Origin of the sequence: Marinococcus sp. PL1-022 (genome assembly GCF_033845285.1) — a bacterium.
Classification (GTDB): domain Bacteria; phylum Bacillota; class Bacilli; order Bacillales; family Marinococcaceae; genus Marinococcus.
In genome coordinates, this window is sequence record NZ_JAWXCX010000001.1 from 2,691,727 (window position 1) to 2,717,956 (window position 26,230).

The 26,230-nt window shown below is 49.5% G+C and carries 24 protein-coding genes; 8 read left to right on the forward strand and 16 right to left on the reverse strand.

From position 1 onward, the window contains the following. Window positions 1-93: 93 nt before the first annotated feature. The 3 genes from glpX (at window position 94) to tkt (ending at window position 4,015) form a co-directional block, all read left to right on the forward strand. On the forward strand, window positions 94-1,041 hold the full coding sequence (glpX, locus tag SIC45_RS13770; protein WP_319632593.1) for a class II fructose-bisphosphatase: 948 nt from the start codon (window positions 94-96) through the stop codon (window positions 1,039-1,041). 21 nt (window positions 1,042-1,062) lie between these two features. Beyond that, window positions 1,063-1,920 (forward strand): class II fructose-1,6-bisphosphate aldolase, encoded by an 858-nt coding sequence (fba, locus tag SIC45_RS13775; protein ID WP_319632594.1) that lies wholly within the window; start codon window positions 1,063-1,065, stop codon window positions 1,918-1,920. A gap of 94 nt (window positions 1,921-2,014) precedes the next feature. Then, window positions 2,015-4,015, forward strand: coding sequence for a transketolase (gene tkt, locus SIC45_RS13780; protein WP_319632973.1), 2,001 nt, complete (start codon window positions 2,015-2,017; stop codon window positions 4,013-4,015). A 290-nt stretch (window positions 4,016-4,305) separates the two neighbouring features. On the opposite strand, the gene SIC45_RS13785 is transcribed toward tkt, so the two are convergent. The 6 genes from SIC45_RS13785 to rpiB form a co-directional block, all read right to left on the reverse strand. Further along, window positions 4,306-5,082 carry a triose-phosphate isomerase family protein gene (locus SIC45_RS13785; protein WP_319632595.1) on the reverse strand — a complete coding sequence of 259 codons (777 nt, stop codon included), beginning with the start codon at window positions 5,080-5,082 and terminating at the stop codon, window positions 4,306-4,308. Window positions 5,083-5,187: 105 nt separating this feature from the next. Further along, window positions 5,188-6,078, reverse strand: coding sequence for an NAD(P)-binding domain-containing protein (locus SIC45_RS13790; RefSeq protein ID WP_319632596.1), 891 nt, complete (start codon window positions 6,076-6,078; stop codon window positions 5,188-5,190). A gap of 55 nt (window positions 6,079-6,133) precedes the next feature. After that, window positions 6,134-6,958, reverse strand: coding sequence for a sugar phosphate isomerase/epimerase (locus SIC45_RS13795; RefSeq protein WP_319632597.1), 825 nt, complete (start codon window positions 6,956-6,958; stop codon window positions 6,134-6,136). A 2-nt stretch (window positions 6,959-6,960) separates the two neighbouring features. Beyond that, entirely contained in the window at window positions 6,961-7,608 is a 648-nt protein-coding gene (gene dhaL, locus SIC45_RS13800; protein WP_319632598.1) for a dihydroxyacetone kinase subunit DhaL, read from the reverse strand. Window positions 7,609-7,627: 19 nt separating this feature from the next. After that, window positions 7,628-8,632, reverse strand: a complete 1,005-nt coding sequence (locus tag SIC45_RS13805) for a dihydroxyacetone kinase subunit DhaK (RefSeq protein ID WP_319632599.1) — start codon at window positions 8,630-8,632, stop codon at window positions 7,628-7,630. 18 nt (window positions 8,633-8,650) lie between these two features. Next, window positions 8,651-9,103: a ribose 5-phosphate isomerase B gene (gene rpiB / locus SIC45_RS13810; protein ID WP_319632600.1), complete on the reverse strand. Its 453-nt coding sequence runs from the start codon at window positions 9,101-9,103 to the stop codon at window positions 8,651-8,653. Window positions 9,104-9,334: 231 nt separating this feature from the next. Here rpiB and SIC45_RS13815 point away from each other — a divergent pair, with 231 nt between their 5' ends. Then, the gene (locus SIC45_RS13815) at window positions 9,335-10,123 is read left to right on the forward strand and encodes a DeoR/GlpR family DNA-binding transcription regulator (protein WP_319632601.1); all 789 of its coding nucleotides are present in this window, start codon (window positions 9,335-9,337) and stop codon (window positions 10,121-10,123) included. Window positions 10,124-10,200: 77 nt separating this feature from the next. Here SIC45_RS13815 and SIC45_RS13820 read toward each other — a convergent pair whose 3' ends face one another. From SIC45_RS13820 to SIC45_RS13865, 10 genes are all read right to left on the reverse strand, one after another. Further along, the gene (locus SIC45_RS13820) at window positions 10,201-10,893 is read right to left on the reverse strand and encodes a CpsD/CapB family tyrosine-protein kinase (protein WP_319632602.1); all 693 of its coding nucleotides are present in this window, start codon (window positions 10,891-10,893) and stop codon (window positions 10,201-10,203) included. A 125-nt stretch (window positions 10,894-11,018) separates the two neighbouring features. Continuing rightward, the gene (locus SIC45_RS13825) at window positions 11,019-11,810 is read right to left on the reverse strand and encodes a hypothetical protein (RefSeq protein ID WP_319632603.1); all 792 of its coding nucleotides are present in this window, start codon (window positions 11,808-11,810) and stop codon (window positions 11,019-11,021) included. Between the two features lie 115 nt (window positions 11,811-11,925). Then, window positions 11,926-13,704, reverse strand: coding sequence for an SLC13 family permease (locus SIC45_RS13830; RefSeq protein ID WP_319632604.1), 1,779 nt, complete (start codon window positions 13,702-13,704; stop codon window positions 11,926-11,928). Window positions 13,705-13,810: 106 nt separating this feature from the next. Then, window positions 13,811-14,617 (reverse strand): 3'(2'),5'-bisphosphate nucleotidase CysQ, encoded by an 807-nt coding sequence (gene cysQ, locus SIC45_RS13835; protein WP_319632605.1) that lies wholly within the window; start codon window positions 14,615-14,617, stop codon window positions 13,811-13,813. A 76-nt stretch (window positions 14,618-14,693) separates the two neighbouring features. After that, window positions 14,694-15,461: a tyrosine-protein phosphatase gene (locus SIC45_RS13840; RefSeq protein ID WP_319632606.1), complete on the reverse strand. Its 768-nt coding sequence runs from the start codon at window positions 15,459-15,461 to the stop codon at window positions 14,694-14,696. Window positions 15,462-15,604: 143 nt separating this feature from the next. After that, window positions 15,605-18,712, reverse strand: a complete 3,108-nt coding sequence (locus SIC45_RS13845) for an alpha-mannosidase (RefSeq protein ID WP_319632607.1) — start codon at window positions 18,710-18,712, stop codon at window positions 15,605-15,607. 30 nt (window positions 18,713-18,742) lie between these two features. Further along, the gene (locus SIC45_RS13850; RefSeq protein ID WP_298786190.1) at window positions 18,743-19,588 is read right to left on the reverse strand and encodes a carbohydrate ABC transporter permease; all 846 of its coding nucleotides are present in this window, start codon (window positions 19,586-19,588) and stop codon (window positions 18,743-18,745) included. Then, window positions 19,589-20,524 carry a sugar ABC transporter permease gene (locus SIC45_RS13855; RefSeq protein WP_319632608.1) on the reverse strand — a complete coding sequence of 312 codons (936 nt, stop codon included), beginning with the start codon at window positions 20,522-20,524 and terminating at the stop codon, window positions 19,589-19,591. Then, window positions 20,521-21,825, reverse strand: a complete 1,305-nt coding sequence (locus SIC45_RS13860; RefSeq protein WP_319632609.1) for an extracellular solute-binding protein — start codon at window positions 21,823-21,825, stop codon at window positions 20,521-20,523. The genes SIC45_RS13855 and SIC45_RS13860 overlap by 4 nt, the downstream gene beginning before the upstream one ends. A 93-nt stretch (window positions 21,826-21,918) precedes the next feature. Continuing rightward, the gene (locus tag SIC45_RS13865; RefSeq protein WP_319632610.1) at window positions 21,919-23,088 is read right to left on the reverse strand and encodes an ROK family transcriptional regulator; all 1,170 of its coding nucleotides are present in this window, start codon (window positions 23,086-23,088) and stop codon (window positions 21,919-21,921) included. 134 nt (window positions 23,089-23,222) lie between these two features. Here SIC45_RS13865 and SIC45_RS13870 point away from each other — a divergent pair, with 134 nt between their 5' ends. From SIC45_RS13870 to SIC45_RS13885, 4 genes are all read left to right on the forward strand, one after another. Next, window positions 23,223-24,119, forward strand: a complete 897-nt coding sequence (locus SIC45_RS13870; RefSeq protein ID WP_319632611.1) for a LysR family transcriptional regulator — start codon at window positions 23,223-23,225, stop codon at window positions 24,117-24,119. Window positions 24,120-24,218: 99 nt separating this feature from the next. Further along, entirely contained in the window at window positions 24,219-24,770 is a 552-nt protein-coding gene (locus SIC45_RS13875; RefSeq protein ID WP_319632612.1) for an acyl-CoA thioesterase, read from the forward strand. Next, window positions 24,754-25,119, forward strand: coding sequence for a hypothetical protein (locus tag SIC45_RS13880; protein WP_319632613.1), 366 nt, complete (start codon window positions 24,754-24,756; stop codon window positions 25,117-25,119). Before SIC45_RS13875 ends, SIC45_RS13880 begins: the two co-directional genes overlap by 17 nt. A 173-nt stretch (window positions 25,120-25,292) precedes the next feature. Next, a complete protein-coding gene (locus SIC45_RS13885) occupies window positions 25,293-26,225 on the forward strand; it encodes an LCP family protein (protein WP_319632614.1) in 933 nt (310 codons plus the stop codon). Window positions 26,226-26,230 lie beyond the last annotated feature (5 nt).

The window sequence follows — 26,230 nt, forward strand, 5'->3', positions numbered from 1 at the left end:
AGTAAATAAAAGAACTTAAATAGCCTAAAGGGTCAGAGCAGACAAACCTTTTAGGCTATTTTATAAATTGTTTACAAGAAAGCAGGAGATAATATGAATCAATTAGCTATTCCATTAGTAAATGTCACTCAACAGGCTGCTCTGGCAGTGTACCCTTATATCGGAAAAGAAGACAAGAATAAGGCAGATTTTTACGCGACTGAGGCCATGCGACGAACATTAAATAACATGAAAGGCCAGGGGACTGTAGTGATTGGAGAAGGAGAAATGGACGAAGCCCCTATGCTTTTTATTGGAGAAAAAGTTGGAAAAGAAAAATCACCCGAGCTGGACATCGCAGTGGACCCAATAGATGGAACTAAATTAGTCGCCAGTGGAAAAGAGGATGCAATAGCAGTGCTTGCACTTGCTGAAAAAGGCACACTTCTTCACGCACCCGATATGTACATGGAAAAGATTGCTGTAGGACCAAAGGCTAAAGGAGTTATTGATTTAAAACTTTCTCCGCAGGAGAATGTAAGAAATGTTGCTAAGGCTATGAAGAAGCCATTATCTGAAACGGAGGTTGTTATTCAAGACCGGCCCCGGCATCAAAAAATCATCGAACAGATTAGAGCGACAGGGGCAAAAGTATCCTTATTTCAGGAAGTTGATATAAATGCTGCGGTTTCTACGGCCTTATCCAGCCATTCGGCAGATATGTTTATAGGAAAAGGAGGGGCTCCTGAAGGAGTGATAGCAGCAGTAGCTTTACGCAGTATGGGGGGAGATTTCCAGGGGAAGCTTTGTGTAAGTGACCAGAATCAATATAAAAGATGTAGAGCAATGGGTATCACTGATCCCGAAGCACACCTTAAATTAGAGGATATTGTATCCTCGGATAACTGCCTATTTGCGGCTACAGGGATTACTGATGGAAGATTACTGAATGGAGTCAGAGAAGAAAACAATTTTTTGGTAACGCATTCATTTTTAGCTTTAGAAAAACAATTGTACGTAATTAACTCTCAGCATGAAATGGATAGCTCCCTTCAACTATAATATTGCGGAAGGAATGATAAAATGCTGGTTTCCATGAGAGAAATGCTTGATAACGCGCGGGAACAAAATTATGCTGTCGGTCAGTTCAATATTAACAACTTAGAATTTGCTCAGGGTATATTGCTAGCCGCTGAAGAAGAACAGTCCCCAGTAATATGTGGTCTTTCTAAAGGTGCCGCTAAATACATTGGAGGATTTTCCACCGCGGTAAATATGGTCGAAGGCTTGATCAAAGACTTCGGTATTACAGTGCCGGTTGCATTGCATCTAGATCACGGATCAAGCGTAGAACTATGTAAAGAAGCTGTTGAAGCCGGTGTTTCTTCTGTGATGATTGATGCCTCGGATCTTCCTATTGAAGATAATATTCATACGACGAATAAAGTGATGGAGCTCGCTCGAGCGAAGGGCGTTTCCGTGGAAGCAGAAGTTGGGCATGTAGGCGCTCAGGATAGTGGGGTTATTACTAATCCGGAAGAAGCTTACGCGAAAGTAGAGGATTGTTTAAAGCTTATTCAAGAGACAGACGTGGATTGCTTTGCCCCGGCTTTAGGTTCAGTTCACGGGTTTTATCAAGGAAAGCCTGACTTAGCGTTTGACCGCATGGAGGAAATTTATAAAAAAACTAAAAAACCTTTAGTTTTGCATGGGGGCTCAGGCCTTCCAAAAGAAGATATTCAAAAAGCTATCGGCTTTGGTGCAGCCAAGGTTAATGTGAACACCGAAAACCAAACAGCAGCAACACAAACGGTGAGAAGTATGTTGAATGAAAAACCTGAATTATATGATCCGCGCAAATATTTAGGTGCAGCCCGCGATTCTATTCAGCAAACAGTAAAAACTAAAATAAGAGAATTTGGTTCTGCAAATAAAGCTTAACATTAAAAGATAGTTAAAAACTTATTTGAAGATTCGTTATTTTTCAAAGATTATATGCAAGAGTTATGAAAAGAAAATTTATAAATATTACATTATGAGGAGTGAAAATGTGGCAATTAGCACAGAACAATTAGCAATTAACACGATCCGGACGTTGTCCATCGAAAGCATTGAAAAAGCCCAGTCGGGCCACCCGGGGCTTCCGATGGGCGCCGCGCCGATGGCGTACGCGCTCTGGACGAAGGCGATGACCCACAACCCGGGCAATCCGTCCTGGTTTAACCGCGACCGCTTCGTGCTGTCCGCCGGCCACGGATCGATGCTTCTCTACAGCATGCTGCACCTGAGCGGCTACGACCTCTCGCTCGAGGAGCTGAAAAACTTCCGCCAGTGGGGAAGCCAGACGCCGGGCCACCCGGAATACGGCCACACCGCCGGCGTGGAAGCCACCACCGGCCCGCTCGGGCAGGGCCTGGCCATGGGGACCGGCATGGCGATGGCCGAACGCCATCTGGCGGCCAAATACAACACCGACGATCACGCGGTCGTGGATCATTTCACGTACGTGCTCTGCGGCGACGGCGACCTGATGGAAGGCGTGGCGTCGGAATCGGCTTCCCTTGCCGGCCACCTGAAGCTCGGCAACCTCGTCGTGCTGTATGACTCCAACGACGTGTCGCTCGACGGCGCGCTCCACCAGTCGTTTTCCGAAAACGTGCTGCAGCGCTATGAAGCGTACGGCTGGCACACGGTCTTTATCGAGGACGGCAACGACGTCGATGCCCTGGAGGCAGCGATCGAAGAAGCGAAGCAGTCCCCGAAGCCATCCATGATCGAAGTGAAAACCGTGATCGGCTACGGCGCACCGAACAAAGGCGGCACCAATGCCGCCCACGGCGCGCCGATCGGCGACGACGAGTACAACCTGGTGAAGGAAGCCTATCAGTGGGAATACGACGCGTTTCACATTCCGCCGGAGGTGACCGAGCTGTTTGACGAAGTGAAACAGGCCGGCGCGAAGGCCGAACAGGAATGGAACGAGCGGTTTGATGCCTACAAGCAGGCGAATCCGGAACTCGCCGACGAGCTCGAGCAGGCGATGGCCGGCAAGCTGCCGGAAGGCTGGGATGCGAAGCTTCCGGTCTTTACGGATGAAAACGTGGCGACCCGTGCCGCCTCCGGTGATGTGCTGCAGGAAGTAGCGGCCGCCGTGCCGTCCCTGTTCGGCGGATCGGCAGACCTGGCCGGCTCCAACAAGACGCTCATCAAAGCGGAACAAGATTTCAGCCGCAACGACTACACCGGCCGCAACATCTGGTTCGGGGTCCGGGAATTTGCGATGGCCGCAGCCGTGAACGGTTTGCAGCTGCACGGCGGCCTGAAGCCGTTCGGCTCGACCTTCCTGGTCTTTTCCGATTACCTGCGTCCGGCGCTGCGCCTGAGTGCGTTGATGGGGCTGCCGCTCACCCAGGTGTTCACCCACGACAGCATCGCGGTCGGCGAAGACGGCCCGACCCACGAGCCGGTGGAACAGCTGGCCGCCCTCCGCGCGATTCCGAACCTGAACGTGATCCGTCCCGCGGACGGCAACGAAACGATTGCGGCGTGGCGCGTGGCGATGGAAAGTGAATCGACGCCAACAGCGCTCGTGCTGACCCGTCAGGGCGTGCCGACGCTGGAAGACACGAAGGAAAAAGCGGTCGAAGGCGTCCGCCAAGGGGCCTACGTGATCGGCGAACAGGCCGAACACCCGGATCTCCTTCTCGTCGCTGCCGGCTCCGAAGTGTCCCTCGCGGTGGATGCGAAAGCCCTGCTGCAGAACGACGGCTGGACGGTCAACGTCGTCAGCATGCCAAACTTCCATGCGTTCGATCATCAGTCCGAGGACTACCGCCGCTCGGTGCTTCCGGACGGTGTACCGGCCATGGCCGTGGAAATGGGATCGTCCTTCGGCTGGTACAAGTACGTCGGCTCTCACGGCGCCGTGTACGGCATTAATCGCTTCGGTGCTTCCGCACCGGGCGGGGAAGTCGTCGAAAAGTACGGCTTCACGCCGGACAGGGTCGCCGAAGCTGCCAGACAGCTGATCAACTAACCATGTGTTGGAAAAAGCAGTTTCCAGGCTGCGCCGTACTGTCGACAATGGCTCTGATTTTAGAGCGTGTCGGCAGTTTTTTTATGCTGTGAAACCGAAGAGGTACCACTGTGTGCCAAATAAAATAACCCCGGCACAATACCGGGGTCATCTGTCAGCAGCATAGATTTTTTATAAACTATCCATATTATGAGGGGAGATGGTTTATCGTGATAAGGAGTTCTTTTTTTACAGTCGATCGTTCATACAAACTACTTTATGCTCTCAACTCACTCAATAAGCTTATATATTTAGTTGCCTACTTTTAGTTTTTTAACAGAGTTTAATATCTGTTGATAGTTGTTCGCATCATGTCCAAATCTTCCAACGAAAACCCCGTCTACATCAGAGTGATCTACAATTTCAGAAACATTATTTTCACTGACTGAACCTCCGTAAATAATACGAATATTGTCTGCTTCCTCATTCCCGTAGAATTCAGAAATGATTTCCCGAAGCATACTATGTATCATATGGACGTAGCTGGAGTCAGCTGCTTTTTGTTTACCAATTGCCCACTCTGGTTCATAGGCTAGAATAATATTAGAAAGATATTCGTTGTTGATACCATTTAAAATCGCATCAATTTGCGCCTGAAAAAACTTTTTCCCTTTATCAAAATCTTCAATACGCTCATTTTCTCCTATACAAATGACCGGAATAAGATTTTGTTCCAAAGTAAGCTTCACTTTTAAATTAAGCATATCCAAGGTTTCATAAAAAGTATTTTTTCTTTCTGCGTGCCCAATTTCTACATATTTACCCCCAATGTCTTTCACTGACACTATTGATAACTCCCCTGTATATGCTCCCTCTAAATACGGAGAAATATTTTGGGCACCAAAATTAATTTCTGAATTTTCAATTGCTTTTGCTACAGGATAAATAAGACCGATGGAGGGAAATATAAACTTTTCAACTGATTTTTCGTTCCCAGCAGCCTCCACTAATTCGTCAGCCTTTTTTGTTGCTGTATCGATGGTATTAATATACGTTTTATAGCTCATACCTACTATGGGTCTTCTCATTTAATAAACACCTCAATCAAAATTACAAAAAGGTCCGCAAGAGCCTAAGAAACATGATGCTCTGTTATTATACATTTGTTTACCAATTGTAAATTTAATTTACAGTTATCCCCCTTTGGGAGTCTGAAAGTTCCCCATTCTTTCAAAGAAATTAATAATGTAGGAATGGTCTCTTTTCCCGTTTCCGTTAGCAATTTCGGAGTGGAAAATTTCTTTCACCAGGTTGGTAACGGGAAGCGGTACCCCGATCGCATTCGCTGAGGACTGGATGTTCTTTAAATCTTTATAGTTCGTTTCAATGCGGCCGCCCGGCTCGAAATTCCGTTCGATAATCTGCGGCATTTTGGCTTCCATGACAGCACTGCCTGCCAGTCCGCCGTGAATGGCTTCAAACAGTTTGTTTAAGTCGATGCCTGCCTGGCTCGCGTACACACAGGCCTCCGATAATGCGGCGAGGTTTCCGCTGACGATGATTTGGTTTGCCAGCTTTGCTGCCGAACCGGTGCCAGTCGCTCCGCAATGAACGATGTTCTCTCCCATGGCTTCAAATACGGGCAGCACTTTATTAAAGTGGTCTTCGTTCCCACCTGCCATAATGGATAGTCTGCCTTCCACAGCCATCGGTTCACCGCCACTGACTGGAGCGTCGATAAAGTGAAGATTCAGTGCTTCCAGTTTATTGGCAAACAGTCTTGATTCTTCCGTCGATACCGAGCTCATATCCACAATAATGGTTCCCGGTTTACTGGCTGCAGCCAGTCCTGGCTCTTCAAATAACACCTGGGATACATGTTTTCCTTCCGGCAGCATCGTGATGATGACCTCACTGCTTTCTGCTGCCTCCTGGCCTGTTTTACAAGCATGGCCGCCTATAGCTGCCAGTTCGTTGACCGCCTCTGTGTTTAAATCAAAAAGGTACGTCTCAAACCCCTGCTTGATAAGATGTCCGGCCATCGGCTTCCCCATGATCCCTAAGCCAATAAATCCAACCTTCATACGACACGCCTCCATACAACAGTATTTAATAAGATTCTGGTAACGCTAAATGCTCTCAGCTTTCCTGAACGACGGGCGCGAGGTGTTTACTGACATAATCGCCAAGCTCTTTAATGACTTTTCCGGTATCCGGCTCTGCTGCTCCGGTTTCTTCTTCGAGCATCACCCAGCCGTCGTAGCCGCCGTCTTTTAAGACCTGCATGCACCCTACAAAGTCAATGTCGCCCTCGCCCATTTTCTTCCATTCATGCTGCTTCGTGGCCTCTTTAAAGTGCACGTGTTTAATTAACGGCAACGCTTCCCGGAAAATGTCCACCGGATCCATGTCCCCGAACATGATATGACCGGCATCCGGGGTATAGCCCATGTATCTTTCATCAAGGCCATCGAAAAGGACTTCATAGTCCTCCCTTGATTTCCAGTAGGAGGTTTTGTAGGAAATCGGGTGCAGCGAGGTCACAATGCCGTGCTCCTCCCGGGCCCGTTTGCCCAGTTCATTGGCTCCCTTAATAATCTCCTGCTGCCGCTGCCGTACATTGTCCCTGCTGGCCCCGACTCTCGAAGGCACGTTCATTACCGCTCCCGGAAAGTGCTTCAGGTAGTCGAAATAGTAATTTTCCAGCTCCCTTTCCTGCTCGGAGGGCTTTCCGCCTTCAAAAGCATGCGGGATCGTCAGGGCCGCTAATTGAAGACCTCTTTGATCCAGCTCTTCCTTGAAGCGCTCCGGCTGGTCCCTATACTTTCCAAGCAGGGATATCTGCATATCCAGGCCGGTCAGCCCACCGTTTTTTACGTCATCCATGACCTGGTCCATCATGTCTGCCTCTACATCGTAATCCAACACCCAGGTGGAGCCCTGGCATCCGAATTTCATGACCATTTTTAATACTCCTCTTTAACAGTTTTTAAATTTAATGCTTCCATGACAAAGGTGGAAAACAGAAGCTGCATCGATGTTGCCCCCGGGTCCTGATGGCCTATGGAGCGCTCGCCCAGCCGGCTGGATCTTCCTTTTTGGGAGCTCATCTCTTTGGTGGCCTCCATGCCATCTTTTGCCGCCTGTGATGCCTGTTCAAATTTTTCCTCCACCGTTCCCTCTTCACTTCGCAGAGCTGCCTGGACAGGATATAAAACATCCATCATCGTTTTATCTCCCGGCTCCGCCTGGCTTCTTTCCTGCACGCCATTGGTAAATTCAATCCAGAACTGCCTCATATCCTCCATGGAGAGCTCTGTTTTATTTTTAACGGCCTTTGCCCCGGCCATAAAGCCAGAAGCATAGAGCGGTCCTACTGATGAACCCACAGCGCTTAAAAAGGAACGCCCCGCTGTCATCGCAATTTTTCCGCAATCTGTTTCCTCCGCCAGCTTTGAATCAAGGGCTTCCTGCACGGCCTTCCAGCCGATACTCATTGTTATGCCGTGATCGCCGTCTCCGAGCGCCCGGTCCAATTCGCATAAATAGGTTTTGTTTTCTTCAAGTACACTGTGAACGCTCTCAAAATAATTTTTCCAATCCTCTGCCTGCATGTAGTAATTCCCCTCCTGCTTAACTCTGTGTATACATCGGGCACTTGGCCGGAGCATCAATAAATGGCTTTAATTCCTCGTCCATTTTTAAAAGTGTGATAGAGCACCCTCGCATTTCCAGGGATGTACAATAATCCCCTACATAGGAAGTATAGATATTTATTCCTTTTTCATTCAGGAGGCTTTCCACCTTGTCGTACATGATGTAAAGCTCCATTCTGGTTGTGGACCCGAGGCCGTTAATAAGCACCGAGACCTCCTCCTCGGATGTAATATCCATTTCATCAATAATATTGTTTAAAATACGCTCAGTAACCTCGTTTGAAGTAGCCAGCTTGGTTTTTTCCACGCCCGGCTCCCCGTGGTGGCCAAGGCCGATTTCCATTTCATCCTCTTCGAGACTGAAGCTTGGCTGTCCGGTTTGCGGAAGTGAGCATGGGGAGAGGCCGACGCCCATGGAGCCTACATTCTGGTTGGCCTTTTCGGTTATACGGTACACCTCGTCGAGCGAAAGACCCTCCTCAGCGGCTGCTCCAGCCACCTTCGTCACAAAGAATTCTCCGGCGATCCCTCTTCGTTTTTCCGCTTCCTCCCTCGGTGCGGACGCAATATCATCCTTTACGATGATCTGCTTTACTTCTATGTTTTCTTCCATGTCTGCAATATCGGCTGCCATCCCGAAATTCATAATGTCTCCCTGGTAGTTCCCGTATAAAAGCAGAGCCCCCTGATCGGTATGCGTTGCTTTTATGGCCTCCACGATTGGATCCGGAGGCGGAGAAGAAAAGATATTTCCCACCGCGACACCATCAGCCATCCCTTTGCCTACATAACCCATAAAAGCCGGTTCATGGCCGGAGCCTCCTCCAATAATTAAACTGACCTTCTGCTTTAAGCCAGCATCTGTGCGGACGATCGTTCGCGAATGCGCCTCTATCCCCCTCACAAGATGAGAATGCGCTTTCAAATAACCATTAAGCATTTCTTCGACGACCATATCCGGGTCATTAATTAACTTTTTCACCGTTAAACCTCCTGAAATTTATTTTTTCATAAATTCTTTTTCTTTTTCTGAAATTTTATTGATTTTCCGCTCTGAATTGCCTCCCTGAAATTCTACACTTAAATACGTCTGTACAATTTTTTTAGCATGCTCTGCACCGATAACCTGGGCGCCCATCGTAATAATTTGAGCATTGTTGCTTAATTGGGCCCGTTCAGCAGAGTAGGCGTCATGGCATTGAGCCGCGCGAATGCCTGGGACTTTGTTAGCCGAAATAGCTACCCCAATACCGGTGCCGCAGATCAGAATTCCCCGGTCAGCTTTATTATCGTTAATGTCCTGCGCCACTTCAAATGCAACATCCGGATAATCCACCTCTGTACAGTTATAGCAGCCGTAATCAATGACCTCATGATTGAGCTCTTCCACGTGTTTTTTTACCGTTTCTTTCAAATCGTATGCGACATGATCACTTCCAATAGCAATTTTCACTATTTTCAATCCCCGTTTCTGTTAATATTTGATTAAATTTTCGCATTTCATCTTTTGTTTGTCAATTTTTATTTTTATTTACTTTCGAAAATGATCATTTATTCAAAAATAAGTGATATAAGGTGAACAAGACAAAATGAAATATTTCAGAGGAATTTATATTAAATATTTTGCTAAAAGTGAATTTTTCTTCTACTATTAGAAAGAGAATATGAGTCGAAGGGTGAAACGATGACTAAATTATTTGTAGCGGAACGCCGGCAAAAGATCCTCGAATACTTAAATGTTGACCGCCGTGTAACTGTCCGCGGTCTGGCAGAGAAAATGAAGGTATCAGAAGTGACGCTTCGCTCCGATTTGAAGGACATGGAAAACGAAGGGCTGCTTCGCAGAACTCATGGCGGGGCTGTTCTGCCTGAAGCAGAAGATAACGAAATTAACTTTTCATCAAGGGAAAAGAAAAACAAAACAGAAAAAATTACGATGTCCTATATGGCAATGTCGTTGATTGAAGACGGCCAATGCATACTTTTGGACGCCAGTTCAACGGCGCTTGAGTTTGCCCGGCTGCTGAAGGAAAGCCAGATGCGCCTTACTGTAGTCACCAGTGGTATTTACACTGCGCTGGAATTAAGAGAAAACCCTAATTTAACAGTCATTCTTTTAGGAGGGGTGGTCCGTCACGGTTCCAGTTCTTTAGAGGGCGTGCTGGGAATTGATATGTTAAATAAAATTCATGTTGATTTCATGCTTACTTCCGCCAGTGGTTTTACAGTAAATACAGGGCTTACGGACTTTAACGTCTACGAAGTCGATTTGAAAAAACATATGGTGTCCAAAGCCAGTAAAGTTGTCGCTCTTATCGACCATTCAAAAATCAACAAAAGCTCTATTTCTTCCTTTGCCTCTTTAAATGAGATTGATTATTTTATTTCAGACGAGCCCGTCTCGGGGGATATACTTACTGAGCTGGAGAAGCATAATGTTCAAACGCTTTTTTCCCTGGTGGATTACAGCTGACTTCCCCGCTCTTAAAACCACTACCATTGAAATGCAAACGAGCCGGCTCCTGAATTGCAGGAGCCGGCTCGTTCTGTTTAACCGTAATAGTAGTAATAGCTTTGATCCATACCTTTTTTCTGGTTCAGGATGCAGCCAAGAATGGGCACGCCGCTTACTTCCAACAGGTCCTTCGCCTTCCGGGCGGCATCGTTTTCGGTTTCTCCGGCTTTGACAACGAGAATGCTTCCGTCGCAGTGGCGGGAGATAACCTGAACGTCTGTCACTGCGAGCACCGGCGGCGCATCAAACAAAATCACATCATACTGCTCGCGGGCAAGCTCCACCAGGTGCGCCATTGAACGGCTGCCCAGAATCTCAGACGGGTTCGGCGGAATCGGGCCGCTCGGCAGAATATCGAGGTTCGGCACTTCGGTTTCCTGGACGTAGCCCGCGTATTCGCCGTGATTGGTTAAAGCATTAATCATTCCGTGGGTGTTCATCCGGCGGAATGTATAGTGCACGGTCGGTTTACGCAGATCAGCATCGATGAGAAGCACTTTCTTTTCCTGCTGGGCCATTGTTACCGCAAGGTTTGCCACCGTGGTGGACTTTCCTTCCCCCGGGCCTGCCGACGTGACTACTATTGCCTGCATTTCTTTATCCACCGAGGAATATTGAATATTAGTACGAATCGTGCGGTACTGCTCGGATACCGGGGATTTGCTATTCAGCCAGGTAATGAGCTTCCGCTGATTCGTGTTCGTCTCTTGCTTTCTTTTTCGTGCCAAACGCGCACACTCCTTTTGATTTCTGTTCGTTACTCCTTATATCGGCCGGGTACTGTATTCATTATAGGCGTAGTATAGCATATTCCCGCGTGCCCCGGTCCGTTTTTCCAAAAAGCAGGACCTTTTTATGACCCGCTTTCTGTCCACTGCTGCCAGATGCCGTCCGTCCAGGCTGTATGCCCCTGTTCCGTCGGTACCGGCGTGTCTTCGCCGACATAGTCAATCAGCTCTTCATCATCCACCGCGGGCCAGGCGCTCCAGTGATTCAGGTAGGTGACCCCGGCCTCGTCGGCATATCCTTCTACGGCGTCGAGCTGTTCTAAGTAGTACTGCGCCTCGTACCACGGCTGCGGCGCACTGATATAGTACGCGCTGTCGTTTTCCTGCACCGCTTCCGTAATTTCACGGGTAGCGTAAATGGTATCGTCGCTGCTGACCGTGCCATTATCACTCACCGCAAACGGCACAAAGATAAATAAATCGGCATCAGCACCGGCCATTTCCTCCGGCCCGCCTTCGTTCAGCACTTCAAGGGACGTGCTGTCATCATATGTAATCGTTTCTACTTCAGTACTGATTCCGTTCCAGTTCTCCTCGATCCGATCAGCCAGCTGCTGCGGAAAGCTGTTGTCGCCCTCTGACGTCACCGCACCTGGGCCGGCCACTACGAGCCGCAACGGATCGCCGGACTGCTTCGCTTCTTCCAGCTGGCTTTGCAGAGCACCGTCCAGCCCTTCGGCGTTAATCCCGCTTCCGGCTCCGCCCTCCGAAGAGGCGCTGCCGCTGTTCTGCTGTTCGCCGCTGCTTTCACCGGCTCCGCCAGCGTTATCGATGCGGTCCTGGTAATACAGCCATCCTGCTATCAGCACCACCGCCGTGATCAGGACGAGGATAAATAACCCAATTGATCGCTTCATGAGATCTCCCCTCGTTCATTATTCCATTCTTAAGTATTACGAAAATCCTTCAAATTGTAAAGACGAAATCCGAAAATTTCCATAAAAGAACATATACTTCAGCTTGTTTTAACAGCTAAAAATAAAACGTATACACAATACCGACAGTCATCACCATCGCAATGACCGTAAGCGGCAAACCGACTTTAATATAGTCGGAAAATTTATATCCGCCTGGCCCGTACACAATCAGGTTCGTCTGATACCCAATCGGCGTGACGAAGCTTGCCGAAGCGGCGATCGCAATAATGACGGCAAACCCCATCGGATCAGCATTCAGGCTTTCGGCAATACTAAGTCCGATCGGAATCATCAGCACGGCTGCCGCACTGTTTGTAATCAGCTCCGTAAAAAGGTTTGTCAGGGCGTAAACAAAAAACAGAACTACAATGATACCAAGCGGTTCCCCGAAGGCAAGCAGCCCCTTCGCTATCCAGGCGGCAAGTCCCGTTTCGGTCATGGCTGATCCTACCCCGAAGGCACTCGCAATTAACAGCAGCACCTGAAACTGCACATAGCGCTTCGCTTCCTCGGGTGTAATAATACGCGCCACTAAAAAAATGAGTACCGCAAGCGCCATTGCCTGAAACATACTGAGCCATCCGACTGTAACAATCGCAATCATCGCCAGCAGCACCCCGAGCGAGAACCATCCTTTCACAGGCTTCTCTCTGATGGAGCCCGGCGTCTCCAGGGCAGAAACAACGTAAAAATCATTCGAGCGCTTGTATTTCTGCAGAAAATCCGAACCGGCGAGAAGAAGAAGTGAATCCCCGGGACGCAGTCGGATGTCTCCGATTTTACTCTGGATCCTTTCATTGTTACGATGCACCGCCACTACACCTGCATCGTAGGACGAACGAAACTGCGCCTGTTTGATCGTTTTAGCCTGGAGTGACGACTGGTGGGAAACGACCGCTTCCACCAGCTGATTCGATCCGTTTTGCAGGTCATCGAGCGTCAGCTCGGTGCCCGTTTTCAGTGTAAGCCCAGCCGTCCGCTGCAGGTCAGCCATTTTCTCGAGTACCCCGGTGAAAATCAGACGGTCGCCCGCCTGCACAACGGTATTGGAGCTCACCGGCGATATCCGTTCATCCCGGCGGATAATTTCGATCAAAAACATCCCCTGCAGGTCCCGAAGCCCTGCTTCCTGAACGCTTTTCCGTACATATGGAAATGCAGACTCAACCTTCATTTCACACAGGTACTCCTTGGCCTCATCCTCCATCCGTCTCTGCGTTCCTTCATAGGCTGGCAATATACGGTAACCAATCGTAAACAGATAAATGAGCCCAACGACCGTAAGCGGCAGGCCGACGATCGCCAGCTGGAACATGCCGAACCCCGCCATATCGTAATCCAGAAGCATCCCGTGTACCACCAGGTTGGTCGAAGTTCCGATCAACGTAATTGTGCCCCCCATAATTGTCGCGTACGACAACGGGATTAAAAACTTGGAGGGAGCGTAACCACGATCTTCGCACCATTTTTTGATAATTGGGGTGAAGGCCACTACAATCGGGGTGTTATTTAAGAAGGCCGACATGCCGGATATTGGTACAAAGGTGCGTACCATTGATGACACCGGTCCGCGGCTCTTCTGCAGCCAGTGAGTCATAAACCTTTCTACGAGCCCGCTCTTCTGCACTGCTCCAGCGACAATAAATAAAAGCGCAACTGTCAGCATCCCTTCGTTGGAAAAGCCGATCAGGGCCTGTTCCGTCGTAAGGATACCGCTGATCAGAAGAATAACCAGCACAGTAAATACGATCATATCCGGCCGCGCGACTTCAAAAAACAGCGCCAAAAGCATCCCTACGATTAATACTAATACAACACCCATTTCAATGGTCATATGAACCCCTCTATTTCCTACCATTCTTATAGGGATGATTATACAGCAAAAGAGACCCACTGCGGGAGTCTCTTTTCATCAGTTTATAGTTTTAAAAAAATTATGATTAAACCAATTTTACAATAAACCAGCCGTTGGTCTGGTCTTTTCTATTATAATAGAACCTTTCATTGTCTTCGTATCTTACTACCGTTCCTCCGGCGGCTTCTACAATCGCCTGTCCCGCTCCTGTGTCCCACTCCATCGTCGGAGCGTATCGCGGATAAAAATCGGCCTTCCCCTCTGCGATCAGGCAGAATTTCAGTGAGCTGCCGGCGGACACCACGTCTACGGCGCTGTATGTTTCTTTTAGTTCATTAATGAATGCTTCCGTTTCCGTTGACATGTGTGACCGGCTTGCCACCACATGCGCTTTGTCTTCAGGCCTGGAAACGGCAAGCTTTTCGCCGTGCTGCCGGAGCAGCTCTTCGCTGAGGGGCAGCTTGGAGGTAACGTCAGTCACTTTATATGCCCCGAATGATTGCCCGCCGATGTACAGCACGTCCTGTGCAGGTACATAAATAACTCCTATAACCGGGTATTTGTTTTCAATTTTTGCGATGTTAACCGTGAATTCATCATTCTTTTTCACGAATTCCTTTGTACCATCCAGCGGATCCACGAGCCAAAACGAGTCCCAGTCTTTACGCTGCTCGTAATCTACGGTATTTCCTTCTTCGCTTATGACCGGAGTTTCCGGATCTGCTTCGTGAAGCCCTTTGGCAATAACGTTATGGGCGCGCTTGTCCGCTTCTGTCAGCGGGGAATCGTCCTCTTTATGCTCGACCGTAAAATCCCGCCCGTACACATCCATGATTTCCTGTCCTGCTTCTACTGCAACTGAAATGATTGCGCTTGTAATTATAGTTGGCATTTGTTTTCTCCTTTTTATTGCGGTTCCTTAAGGCCAGCCAGCTTCTCGTGAATCTTCTCTTAATTCCCTCAGTTCACTAGAATAAGCCGAGAAACTTTTTCTTGCTCTTGATCTTTAGCGGTTCGTCGAGCAGTGGATCTTTGTTTTCAATAATACGCCCGGCGTTTTCCAAAAAGGTATCCACGTATTCTGATCCCAACTGATCGCCGATGTACTCATAGGCTTCGCGCAGGTCAAACGGGCGCAGGTCAATGTTGTGAGCGTCCGTCGACACGATATGCGTCAGGTTATGGCTCACCATGTCTTCAGCAAACTGCTTGATGCTTTTATGGACTTTACCGGTAAAGCAGTGAGCGGTAACCTGCGTGAGGGCACCGTTTTTCACAAACTCATGCAAAAGGTCCGGCTGCTCGCGGAACGCCTTCGTCCGCTCGGGGTGTACGATGATCGGCACATAGCCCTCCACCTGCAGCTCAAACATCAGCTGCTTCGCGTACCGTGGCACCTGTGCGCTCGAAAATTCAACAAACACGTAACGGCTGTGATTCAGGCCGATCGAGATGCCTTTTTTCAAATCATCGACCAGCTCTCCGTTAATCCGGTTCTCCTGGCCCGGGAGCACCTTCACGTCAATACGGGCGCTTTTCAGCGACTCGTTGACGTAGTCCACCAGGTGGGGAATGTCCTGGCCGCTGTTATCCCAGGCGCCGTTTTTATGGTGAGGTGTAGCAACTACGGTATGTATGCCGTTCGCCTGCGCGGCTCTTGCCATTTCGATGCTGTCCTGAATGGTTCCGGCCCCGTCATCTATGCCGGGGAGTATATGTGAATGCAAATCAATCATAATCGTTTGCTCCTTTGCGTTTTTTCCATAACAACAGCTTATCATATTTTCGTAATTTTATGCATAAGGCTTGCGGCGAGGCCATAAAAAAGCCCGGAAGACATCATTAACCGAGGTCTTCCGGACTGTAAATTCCGTAATGTTCAAATTGTCAGCTTAATTGTTTTGAGCTCATACGGTTTGAAGTGGAGCTTTAAACTGGACCCGGCGGCGAGCGTTTTTTCCGGTTCTTCCAGCAGATTGCATTCCATGCAGGAGGAAAAGCTATGGGCACTTGTAAACGTTACTTCCCCGCGCATGCCCCCGTGCTCATGCAGACGCACGATAATTCCTTCATCATCCTCTGCCTGCTTGACGGCGTCCACGGTAATATTGGCTGCATCCGGCTGCAGAAAGCTGTATTCCTGCGCTTCCATGCCTCCGGAAACACTTTCTGACGGCACGTTCAGCTCAGTCGCTTCCTGAACGGTGCCTCCTTCAAACCAGTCTCCCTGGTGAGGGAAAAGGCTGTACGTAAAAACGTGCTCACCCTGATCCTGGGTCGGGTCCGGAGCTATCGCGGATTTTAACAGCGTCAGCTTCATGACGTTGTCTTTAATGTCATAGCCGTACTTGCAGTCGTTAAGCAGGCTGACCCCGTAATCCCGCTCCGAAAGGTCTGCCCATTGATGGCCCACTGTTTCAAACATGGCCATATCCCAGCTTGTATTCCAGTGGGTTGGGCGCGTGACATTGCCGTATTGAATATCATAGGTCGCTTCAGTGGCACGAATCTGTACTGGAAACGCTGCTTTCAGCAGCTGCTGATGCTCGTGCCAGTCAACTGTCGTTTCAAAATCGATTCTTCGTGAATGGCTGTATACGATCACCCTTTGATAAATCGCCGAAGACTGATAGCTCCATTCCAATTCGATGACTGCTCGAAGCGGTCCGTTTTCGATCAGGCGTATTGCTTTCAAGTCAGAGACGGTGTACTGTTTCTCTTTATAGAAAATATCAATATCCCAGGCATCAAATGCGAGCGGCTTATCCTCAAACACTTCGAGAACATTCGCCGGGCCGGCCAATGCTTCGCGCCTGGATTTTTTATCATACACGCTCACGAGCTGGCCATATTCATTAAAATCGATCGTATAAAAAGGCGTTTCCATCCGGTGGTTGTCGTATTGGAACGGCGTGCCCTTTCTTTTCTGAGCCGCCCCGGCGGAATAGATCACCTTGTACCCGAGCGCCGGCAGGTCCGGCACATGTACGAGCACTTCTCCTGATTCTGCTGTCTGCATATCCAACTGCTCACCCGTATGGTCGGTCCAGCTCTTTTCTGCATCCGGCACCTGGACCAGTGCCCCGCGCGAGTGGGAGGCTGGATTAAAAATAGTCTGCGCCTCTCCGGCATGTTCATGCTTCAGCAGCTCCGTCTTCGCTTCCTGTTCATTTGCTTCGACGAGCTCCAGTGCCTTTGCATATTCCTTTGTGCTGTCTTCATACACTTCCCGAATCGAAGAGCCCGGGATAATGTCATGAAACTGGTTGCGCAGAATGATTTTCCATCCCTTCTGCAGCCTTTCCTGCCGGTCCTTGTGCCACGAACCGTTCTGAAGATACGCGAGTGTGTCGAGCCATTCCGCCCGGCGGTAACGCTGCTCTGCGGTGCGGTTCATTTTTTTATTGTACGCCTGGCTGGTGTACGTGCCCCGGTGATACTCCAAATACAGCTCCCCGTCCCACGTATGAACATACTGATCGGTTTGCTCCATGCGTTCATGAAGCCCGTCAAGATACTCGTCGACCCTGCCCGTTTTTACATTCGGAAGTCCGGGCATTTCATCAAACCGGCGGATTTTCTCCAGCATATCCCGGTTCACCCCGCCTCCTCCGTCTCCGTATCCGTAGGACAGAAGCAGCTCATTATTAAAGGAACGGTCCCGGTACTGATCCCAGATCCCCTGGATGCTTTCGGCTTCAATTTCACCGTTGTAGGTATATTTATTTGACCCATCCGGCGTCGTAATAAAATGAGCAGCAATCTCAGTGCCGTCGATTCCGCGCCAGGTGAAGGTGTCATGAGGCATACGGTTGTACTGGTTCCAGCTGATCTTGGTCGTAATAAATGTGTCGATCCCTGCCTGCTTTAAAATTTGCGGCAGTGCCCACGAGTAGCCGAACACGTCCGGAAGCCACAAATAGCGGCACCGCTCCACCCCCAGCTCCTGTTCGAGGAAGCGCTGGCCGTACAGCAGCTGCCTGCTTAAGGATTCACCGGAAGGAATGTTGCAGTCAGCTTCAAGCCACATCGCTCCCCCGGCTTCCCAGCGTCCTTCAGCTATGCGCTGTTTGATCTGTTCGTAAATCTCCGGGTAGTCGTTCTTTATATATTCATACAGCTGGGGCTGCGTCTGCAGAAACTGGTATTCCGGATACTGGTCCATTAATTTCAGGACAGTGGAAAAGGAACGTCCCGCTTTTTCCCTCGTATGCTTAAGACGCCAGAGCCAGGCGACATCAATGTGAGTATGACCGACGGCCCGCACGGTCAGCGGATGCTCCTCCTGCAACGGCTTCAGGTCGTTATGAAGCTTGTCATTCGCTTCTTCCACCGACTCGTAAAACGCCCCGTTCCCCGGCACGCGCCAGTCGATCTGCTGAAATGCCCGGTCGATCGCCTGCAGCAGCAGTGCCCGTTTAGCATCCCGTTCGTCTAGCACAGCCACGGTTTCCAGCGCCGCTTCTGCTGTGTAATACAGATCATCCGCCGGCTCATGCAGGCAGGAGATAAAGGCAGTCTGCAGCCGGTGCTCCTGAATCTCCCGGTTTCCTTTAATTCCTTCGAGCCCGGACCAGAGCCGGAATTCCAGCGTAAGTTTCTGCCCGATCAACCGTTCTGGAAAAAACACCTCTTTGTGGTTCCCATCAACGGCCTGCAACGGCTCGCCGTTCACGTACAGCAGTGACTCAAATCCGGAATTGTGGCCGCCGCCCGTTTTCCCGAAGTCAAACACGCCGACGACCCTTTCTCCCTGCCACTCGCCCGGCAGCTCCACTTCTGCTTTCAGCCAGAGGTAGCGGTCCCTCCCTTCCCAGCGGTCGCCAATGTTCATTTCGGTCGTTTCCTGCTCCGGCATGGCCTGTATGATTTCTTCTCCCGTTTGTTCCTCCACCGTTTGAAAACGCTCGATCGACTGCTTTCCGGTATATCGGAACTGCTTTAATTCGCTTATCCGCTGTGCTAATTTTTCTTCTGTCCAAAACATGGTTCTCATCCTCTCTGAAGTAAATCCCTGCTATCCTTTAACAGCTCCGCTTGTCAATGCTCCGACAATGTAGCGCTGCAGCAGGACGAATAAAATGACTACTGGAATAATGGACATAATGCTTCCTGCAGCTAGCAGGTGGGTCGTAATCTGGGTCTGGGTGGACTGGAGATTCACCACGCCAACCGAGACCGGGTACAGCGACGCATCATCAATCAGAATGAATGGAATGACAAACTGCGACCAGCTCTGCACGGCGACAATAATCACGACGGAAACGATACCTGGCATGCTGACCGGAAACAGGACCCGGCTCAGCATCTGCCATTTGTTGCACCCGTCAATAATTGCCGCCTCGTCCATATCCACCGGGACGGTATCAATGTAGTTTTTCAAAAACCACGTGGTAAATGGAAGCACGACGGCGACGTATACGAGCACGACCAGCCACAGCTGGTTCAAAAGCCCCCAGCTTGCAAACAGCCGGTACAATGGGATGGTGATAACTACTGCTGAAATCATCTGTGTCATTAACACGGCGACCATCAGCTGATTTTTAAACTTCATCCGGTACCTTGATAAGGCAAACGCTGCCGGTACTGCGATGATCAGTGTCAGTATTACCGTTGAAGCTACAATCCGAAACGAATTCCACAAATATTGCAGCACCGGGGCTGTATCAAGCACCTCCCGATAGTTCCCGATCGCAAAGCTTGTCGGTATGATACTTGGAGGCACCTGCAGCACCTCAAACCTTGTCTGCAGGGACAGGGAAAGCACCCAGAGAAGCGGAAATAAAAAGCTGAGGACGACAAGCACATAGCTTGTATACAGCCCAATCCTTATCCATCGCTGTTTTTTCGCACCTACCATCATTTATTCTTCCCCCCTTCGGCCGAGTACCTTTAAGTACACAAGCGTCATCACTACGTTCACAACCAGCAGTACTACGGCGGTCGCGGCGCCTTCTCCGAGATTAAACTCCCTGAAAATAGCTGTGTAGATACTTAAAGCGATAACTTCTGTGCTGTTACCCGGCCCGCCGCCTGTGAGGGCCATCACCATATCGAACGTGTTAAAGGTATCAATCGAAATAATGATGAGGTTGACCAGGATAATAGGGGCGATCGCTGGAAGAATAACATTTTTCATGCGCTGCAGCGCACTTGCCCCGTCGATGACCGCTGCTTCCAGCACATCCTTTGAAACCGTTTTCAATCCTGCATACATTAAGATCATGCTGAACGCAGTACCCCGCCATATATTTGCAAGCGTCACGGACAACAGCGCCATGGTCGGGTCGGAGAGAAAGGAAACGGGCTCGAGGCCGACGGTGCTCAGGGCATAATTGATAATGCCTGCGTCTGTTTCGTTATACAGCATGCCCCAGATTACCCCGATCACGACGCCCGGAATGGCCCAGGCAACGAGGACAGAGGTACGCACGATAACCGTTCCCCGCAGGTTCATTTTTTCGCCCTGCACAATGAGAAGCGCAACGATAAAACCGGCAAAGAGCTGAAAAACAACGCTGAAAAACACGAAGAATGCCGTCGTTCCGATCATTGGGAAAAAACCCGGAAGCGTAAACATGCGAAGGTATGATTCCAGCGTATAGTCGTACCCCACCTGAATCATATTTGCATCAGTGAAGCTCAGCCGCACTATCTGGAGAATCGGATAAAGAAACACTGCAGCGAGCACCAGCAAGAGAGGGATCAGCCAGGGATACGGAGTGTCCCAAATTGTTTTTCTCGGCCTCCTCTTTTGCTGCGTTTGCTGAGGGGGAAACGCTTTGTCGTATGTGCTCATTCGCTCTCACCGCTTTCTCCAAAGGTGACAATCTCCCATGCATCATCGACCGCCTGTTCCGGCTCCTTGCTTCCGGATATTACCTGGGAAATAGCCGTTTGCAGCTGTACCGAAATTTCGTTATATTTTGAGGCTCCTGGGCGGGCTTCGGCCTCTGTTTCCAGAGATGTTAGAAACTCGTCATTGAAAGCGCCCGGATTGTAGGAATCAGATTCATATACCGACTCCCGGGCCGGCAGCGATCCCTGAATCGAAGTGAATTCACCCATTCCCTCCTCGCTGATAAAGGAGTTCACAAGGAAATCAAAGGCGGCCTCCTGCTTTTTTGGATCCTCCGCAAAAATACCCCATGCCCAGCCGCCGGCGCTTGATACGGTTGGATCATTTTCCTCAACAGTCGGGAGGGAAGCTACTTCCCAGTTCTCAAAATCATCACCAAGTATCTCCTCTATCGTGGCTGCCTGCCAGCTTCCACCTAAAAACATGGCCGTATCGCCGGCAGCAACTTCCCCGTTGGCATCATTTTCCTGTCCAGAGCTTGCCATGCGTTTGGAAACCGCTCCTTCCTCCTGGGCCCGGTCAAGCGTTTCAAACGTACGGATCATGGCCTCCCGGTTCTTTCCTTCGCCAAACGTCGGGTTGCCTTCCTCATCCACCAGCTCGCCGCCCTGCGACCAGAACAACGGCCATAACGACGTCACTGAGGTGCCTTCTCCAATTCCCAGTGGAAGCACAAGTCCTTCATAGCCTTCTTTTTGTACTTCATTGGATACTTCAATGACTTCGTCCCAGGTCGATGGAGGTTCTTCAATGATTTCCTTGTTATAATAAAGCATTCTCGTATCTGTGCTCATATACAGGCCGTAAATCTTTCCATCATCGCCCCGCAGCACCTTTTCCGCAAAGGGAAGGTAATCATCCGGATCGATGCCGCGCTCTTCCATCAGCTCATCCAGGGGCTGCAGGTATTCCTTGTAACGATCCAGCATATAGCCGTCAATCGCAGCCATATCCGGGGCCCGGCCGGTATTTGCCTGTTCAAGCAGCCTGGCCATTGCTTCATCAATGTTGCTCGATTGAAGACTTATTTGAATATCCATATCCGGGTGCTCTTTTTCAAACGACTGAATGTTTCCTGAAATATACTCTGAAGTTGCGGCTGATGGGGCTTCAGGTGAATACCCTGCTGTCGTATACCAGGTGAGCGTTTCTTTCTCTTCAGCGCTGGGGTTTTCGCTGCTGCAGCCAGTCATACCTGCTATTACCAGCATAGATATTCCGATTGGTATTGTTTTTTTCATGAGGCTCCGCCTCCGATCTGCAGTATTTTGTAGATCTTCACTTCTTAAAACAATTTTAATAAGTCTCTAAAAGCTAAAGGCTGCAGAAATTTTTTAGTGCAGCGCTCGTTTTAAAATCAGGGAAGCCGCTCCCATCGCTTCCGCTTCCTGCCCGAACTTGGACGAAATAAACTCCATGGCGCCTGCTGTTTCAGGATAGACGCATTCCCTGACTATTCTTTCCGCTTCTTCAGGAAAGTCCGGCACAGCTGTAATCAACCTTCCGCCAATGACGACCAGCTCTGGATTAAGAAAATTGACTTTATCTGCAATGGCACAGCTGACGTCCTCCATGCTTTCCTGAATGATCTCCTGTGCCAGCGGGTCCCCTTTTGCCAGGCCTTCAATGAATTCTTCTATGGAATGTAAATCTTTCGGCAGTGATGTTGAATCGCCTCGATGTATCCGGCCCTTGGTTTCTTCTATGATTGGAAGAATGGAGTATAATGCCTTCCCTGTTACATTGTTTTTCGGACGCAGTCGGCTGCTGTCGAATCCGACCTCCCCCGCCAGGTGGGTCGTCCCACGGAAAAGTTGGCCATTAATGATATAGCTGCTCCCGATACCAAAATCGATCATGAAATATAGAACGTTTTCCGCCTCCCGCGCATGACCGTAATGCCATTCCCCGAGCAGCATGCAGTTCGCGTCTTTTTCAAGGCAGACAGCTGCAGCAAACGCTTCTTCAAATAAAGAAACGACTTGGATGTTCCGCCATAGAGGCAGGTGTGGCGGGGATAAAATGGTACCTTTATCCGCATTGACCGGGCCGGGTGAACTAATACCGATACCTACCATTTTTTTTAACCGGAATTCGGGCGTATTTACGATTTTTTGTAGTTCATGTATCACTCTCCCTATTACCGTTTCAGGCTCTTCCGTCAGAGAAAAGGATTCTGTCTCCCGGTAAATTATCTCCCCCTTTAACGTAGTAATCACAAGCACGACCTCTTCAACCGAAATACTCACGCCAACCAGGTAGTGCCATTCGCCGTCCAATGTGTACAGTGTTGGTTTTCTTCCTCCGTTAGACAGCGCCTGTCCTGCTTCCTGAAGAAGTCGTGCTTTTTCCAGATCAACCAGAATATTTCCTACGGAGGCCACTGTTAAGCCTGTCGTTTTAGCCATTTCCTGCTGGGTCATCGGCTCTTCACTGCGGTGCAGCAATTCAAATACACGCCGTCGGTTTGCTGTTTTTAACATATTTGCGTTCGTTACCGTCATGATAGCCACCTATACTTTTTAAAATTGTTTTAATAAGTAACTAAATGTTAACGCTTTCATTTAAGAAAGTCAACATTTTCTTTTTTGATATGACTCTATTACAATAAACTCATCTGAACCATTGGAGTGATTATATGGACTACCGCCAGCTCGTCTATTTCATGGAGGCTGCCCGGCTTGAAAGCATCACACGCGCCGCTGAACACCTGTATGTTACCCAGCCCACTATCAGCAAGATGCTGCAGCAGCTCGAAGAGGAATGGGGAGTAACACTGTTTGACCGCTCGCGTAAAAAGCTGACCCTCACTGATGCGGGTGCTGTCATGCTTGAGCAGACCAAAAAAATACGGCACGCCTACCACGGGCTTGAGCATGAGCTTGATGCCCTGCGCGGCTTGAAGCGGGGACAGCTCCGTATAGGTCTGCCGCCGATCTTAAGCTCCTCCTTTTTCACGCAGGTGATCGCGCCTTTTCACGAAAGGTATCCGGAAATCACTCTGCACCTTGAAGAAAATGGATCGAAAAAAATAGAAGAAGCCTTGCTGCACGGCGATCTCGACATTGGCGCCGTGGTCCTCCCGACAGAGGAGTCGCTTTTTCATACGCACCCGTTTGTCGACGAACCACTCCAGGTCGTGCTTCCTGCCAGCCACAAGCTTGCGGCTCAGCCGTCTGTGAGCCTTGCCGGGCTCAGTCAGGAGCGCTTTCTGCTGTTTAACCAGGATTTCTCCCTGCGCCAGCAGATTATTACTGCCTGCCGGGATATCGGATTTATGCCCAATATTCTCTCAGAAAGCTCACAGTGGGACTTTATTGAGAAAATGGTTGCGAGCGGCCTCGGCATTACCCTCCTTCCTGAAAGCATCTGCCGGGAGCTTGGCGGCGAGGTCGTTATCCGCCCGCTTGCCGGAGAGGCGCTCCGTTGGAGGCTCGGCCTCATCTGGCACCGCGAGCACTACCTTTCGTTTATCGCTAAAGAGTGGCTCGATTTTTCCATTCCGGTGCTTTCCCAAATGAAGCAGGGCGATTAATGTATTTATCATAGACAGTGGTTATGATAATTATATTAACCATTCATTTTCATTATGATTATGTGTGGAGTATCCTTATAAATGAAAGGAGACTTCACTATGCAGGCACGGAAAATGCGTGAAAGCCGTATCGTCAACACTGACCAGGTACTGCTGAACGATTTAAATAACTATAATTCTCTTTTTGGCGGCGTTTTGATGAAAAAGCTCGACAGCTGCGCCACGCTGTCGGCCCGCCGGCATTCCCGCGCAAAGGAATGCGTTACCGCTTCGACCGATTCCATCGATTTTCTCTGTTCGATTTTCCAGACGGATTCGGTCTGCATTGAATCATTTGTGTCCTACACCGGCACAAGCTCGATGGAAATCTTCTGCAAGGTCATCGCTGAAGACATGATGAGCGGGGAACGCCGCATTGCTGCAACTGCCTTTTTAACCTTTGTCGCTCTCGGCGACCATGGCAAACCAGTGCCGGTGCCGGGGGTCATTCCGGAAACCGATGAAGAAAAAACACTGTTTGAAACTGGTAAAGACCGCGAAACGGACCGGAAGCACCACCGGCAGAAAAGCAAGGAGCTCGCAAAATTCATTACGCTGGAAAAACCGTGGGATGAACACGAGGAGGGTATGTACTATGATCACATTAACTAGTATCCAGACGCTCCGGAGCGTCGATGAAGAACGGAGCGCGTTCAGTCACAATAACGAAGAGCTGTATACGCTTTGGACACATGCGGTTCAGCTGACCCGCAAGCTGCAGCTCCGCTACCAAAGCCTTTGCTCGCTGCTCCAGCCGGCAGGAGAACTGCCGGCAGACGTCCAGGCGCTTCCTGATTCTGTACGCCGTCTTTATATCGAGGAGGTAGAGAAGCTGCGCAGGCAGGCGGATGACGAGCAGCTGCAGCAGTTTATCCAGACACTTTCTCCGGAAGAGCAGGAAGCCTTCTGCGCGATGACTGCTGGTGCCACGCCGGAATCCATTAAAGGGTTGAGCAAATAACGACACGAATCCAGGCAATTACATTGTCTGGATTTTTTTGTAACCTCCCTGTCTTTTAGACGACTATTATTTGTGGCAGCTATCATATAATTACAGCCTATTGAACTATTGCTGAATTAACTATAAAATAAAGCGATACTACATAATTAGGCAGACAGGAGAAATGAACACATATGAAAAAAGCATTGCTTATTATTGGCGGGCTGTTTCTGGCGCTTCTTATAGCCGTCGGCATTTACGCCTGGTATCTCTATGACTCCGTGGCAGATACCGCAGAAAATATTAACGAAGGCAATGACCGCCAGAGTGACCTTCGCGACGTGGACGTAGACATGGATTCGAGTGAGCCGATTTCCATTCTGCTTATGGGCGTCGACGCCCGGAATGGAAGCACCTCGGGCCGGACCGACACCATGATTGTGGCGACCATCAACCCGGAAACAGAGTCAACCAAAATGGTCAGCATTCCGCGTGACACATATACGGAAATCATCGGACGTGGAACGAAGGATAAAATCACACACGCCTACGCATTTGGCGGCGCCGACATGGCCATGAACACGGTGGAAAACTTCCTGAACGTACCGATTGACTACTATGCTACCATCAACTTCGAAGGATTCGAGGACATCGTAGACGCTGTTGGCGGTGTTACGGTGGAGAACGATTTTGCTTTCAGCGATAATGGATATGATTTCCCAGAAGGCGAAATTGAAATGGACGGAGAAAAAGCACTTACCTACGTGCGCATGAGAAAAGAGGATCCGCGCGGGGATCTCGGGCGCAACGAACGACAGCGCCAGGTGATTGAAGCTGTCGCAAATAAAGGACAGAGCGTGACATCCATTACGCGTATTGGTGACTACCTCGACGTCGTGGAGGAAAATGTGCGCACAAATATGACCTTCGAGGACATGAAGGATTTGCGTTCGAATTACTTCAGCGCCCGGAATGATATTGAAAACATTAACTTTGAAAACGGACAGGACCGGAACATTGACGGTATATATTACATGGAACAGGACCCGGCTGAAGTACAGGAAATCTCAAGCATGCTCCGGGAACACCTCGAGCTTGAAGACGGCGAAGAAGCGCCCGCAGAATAACGAAA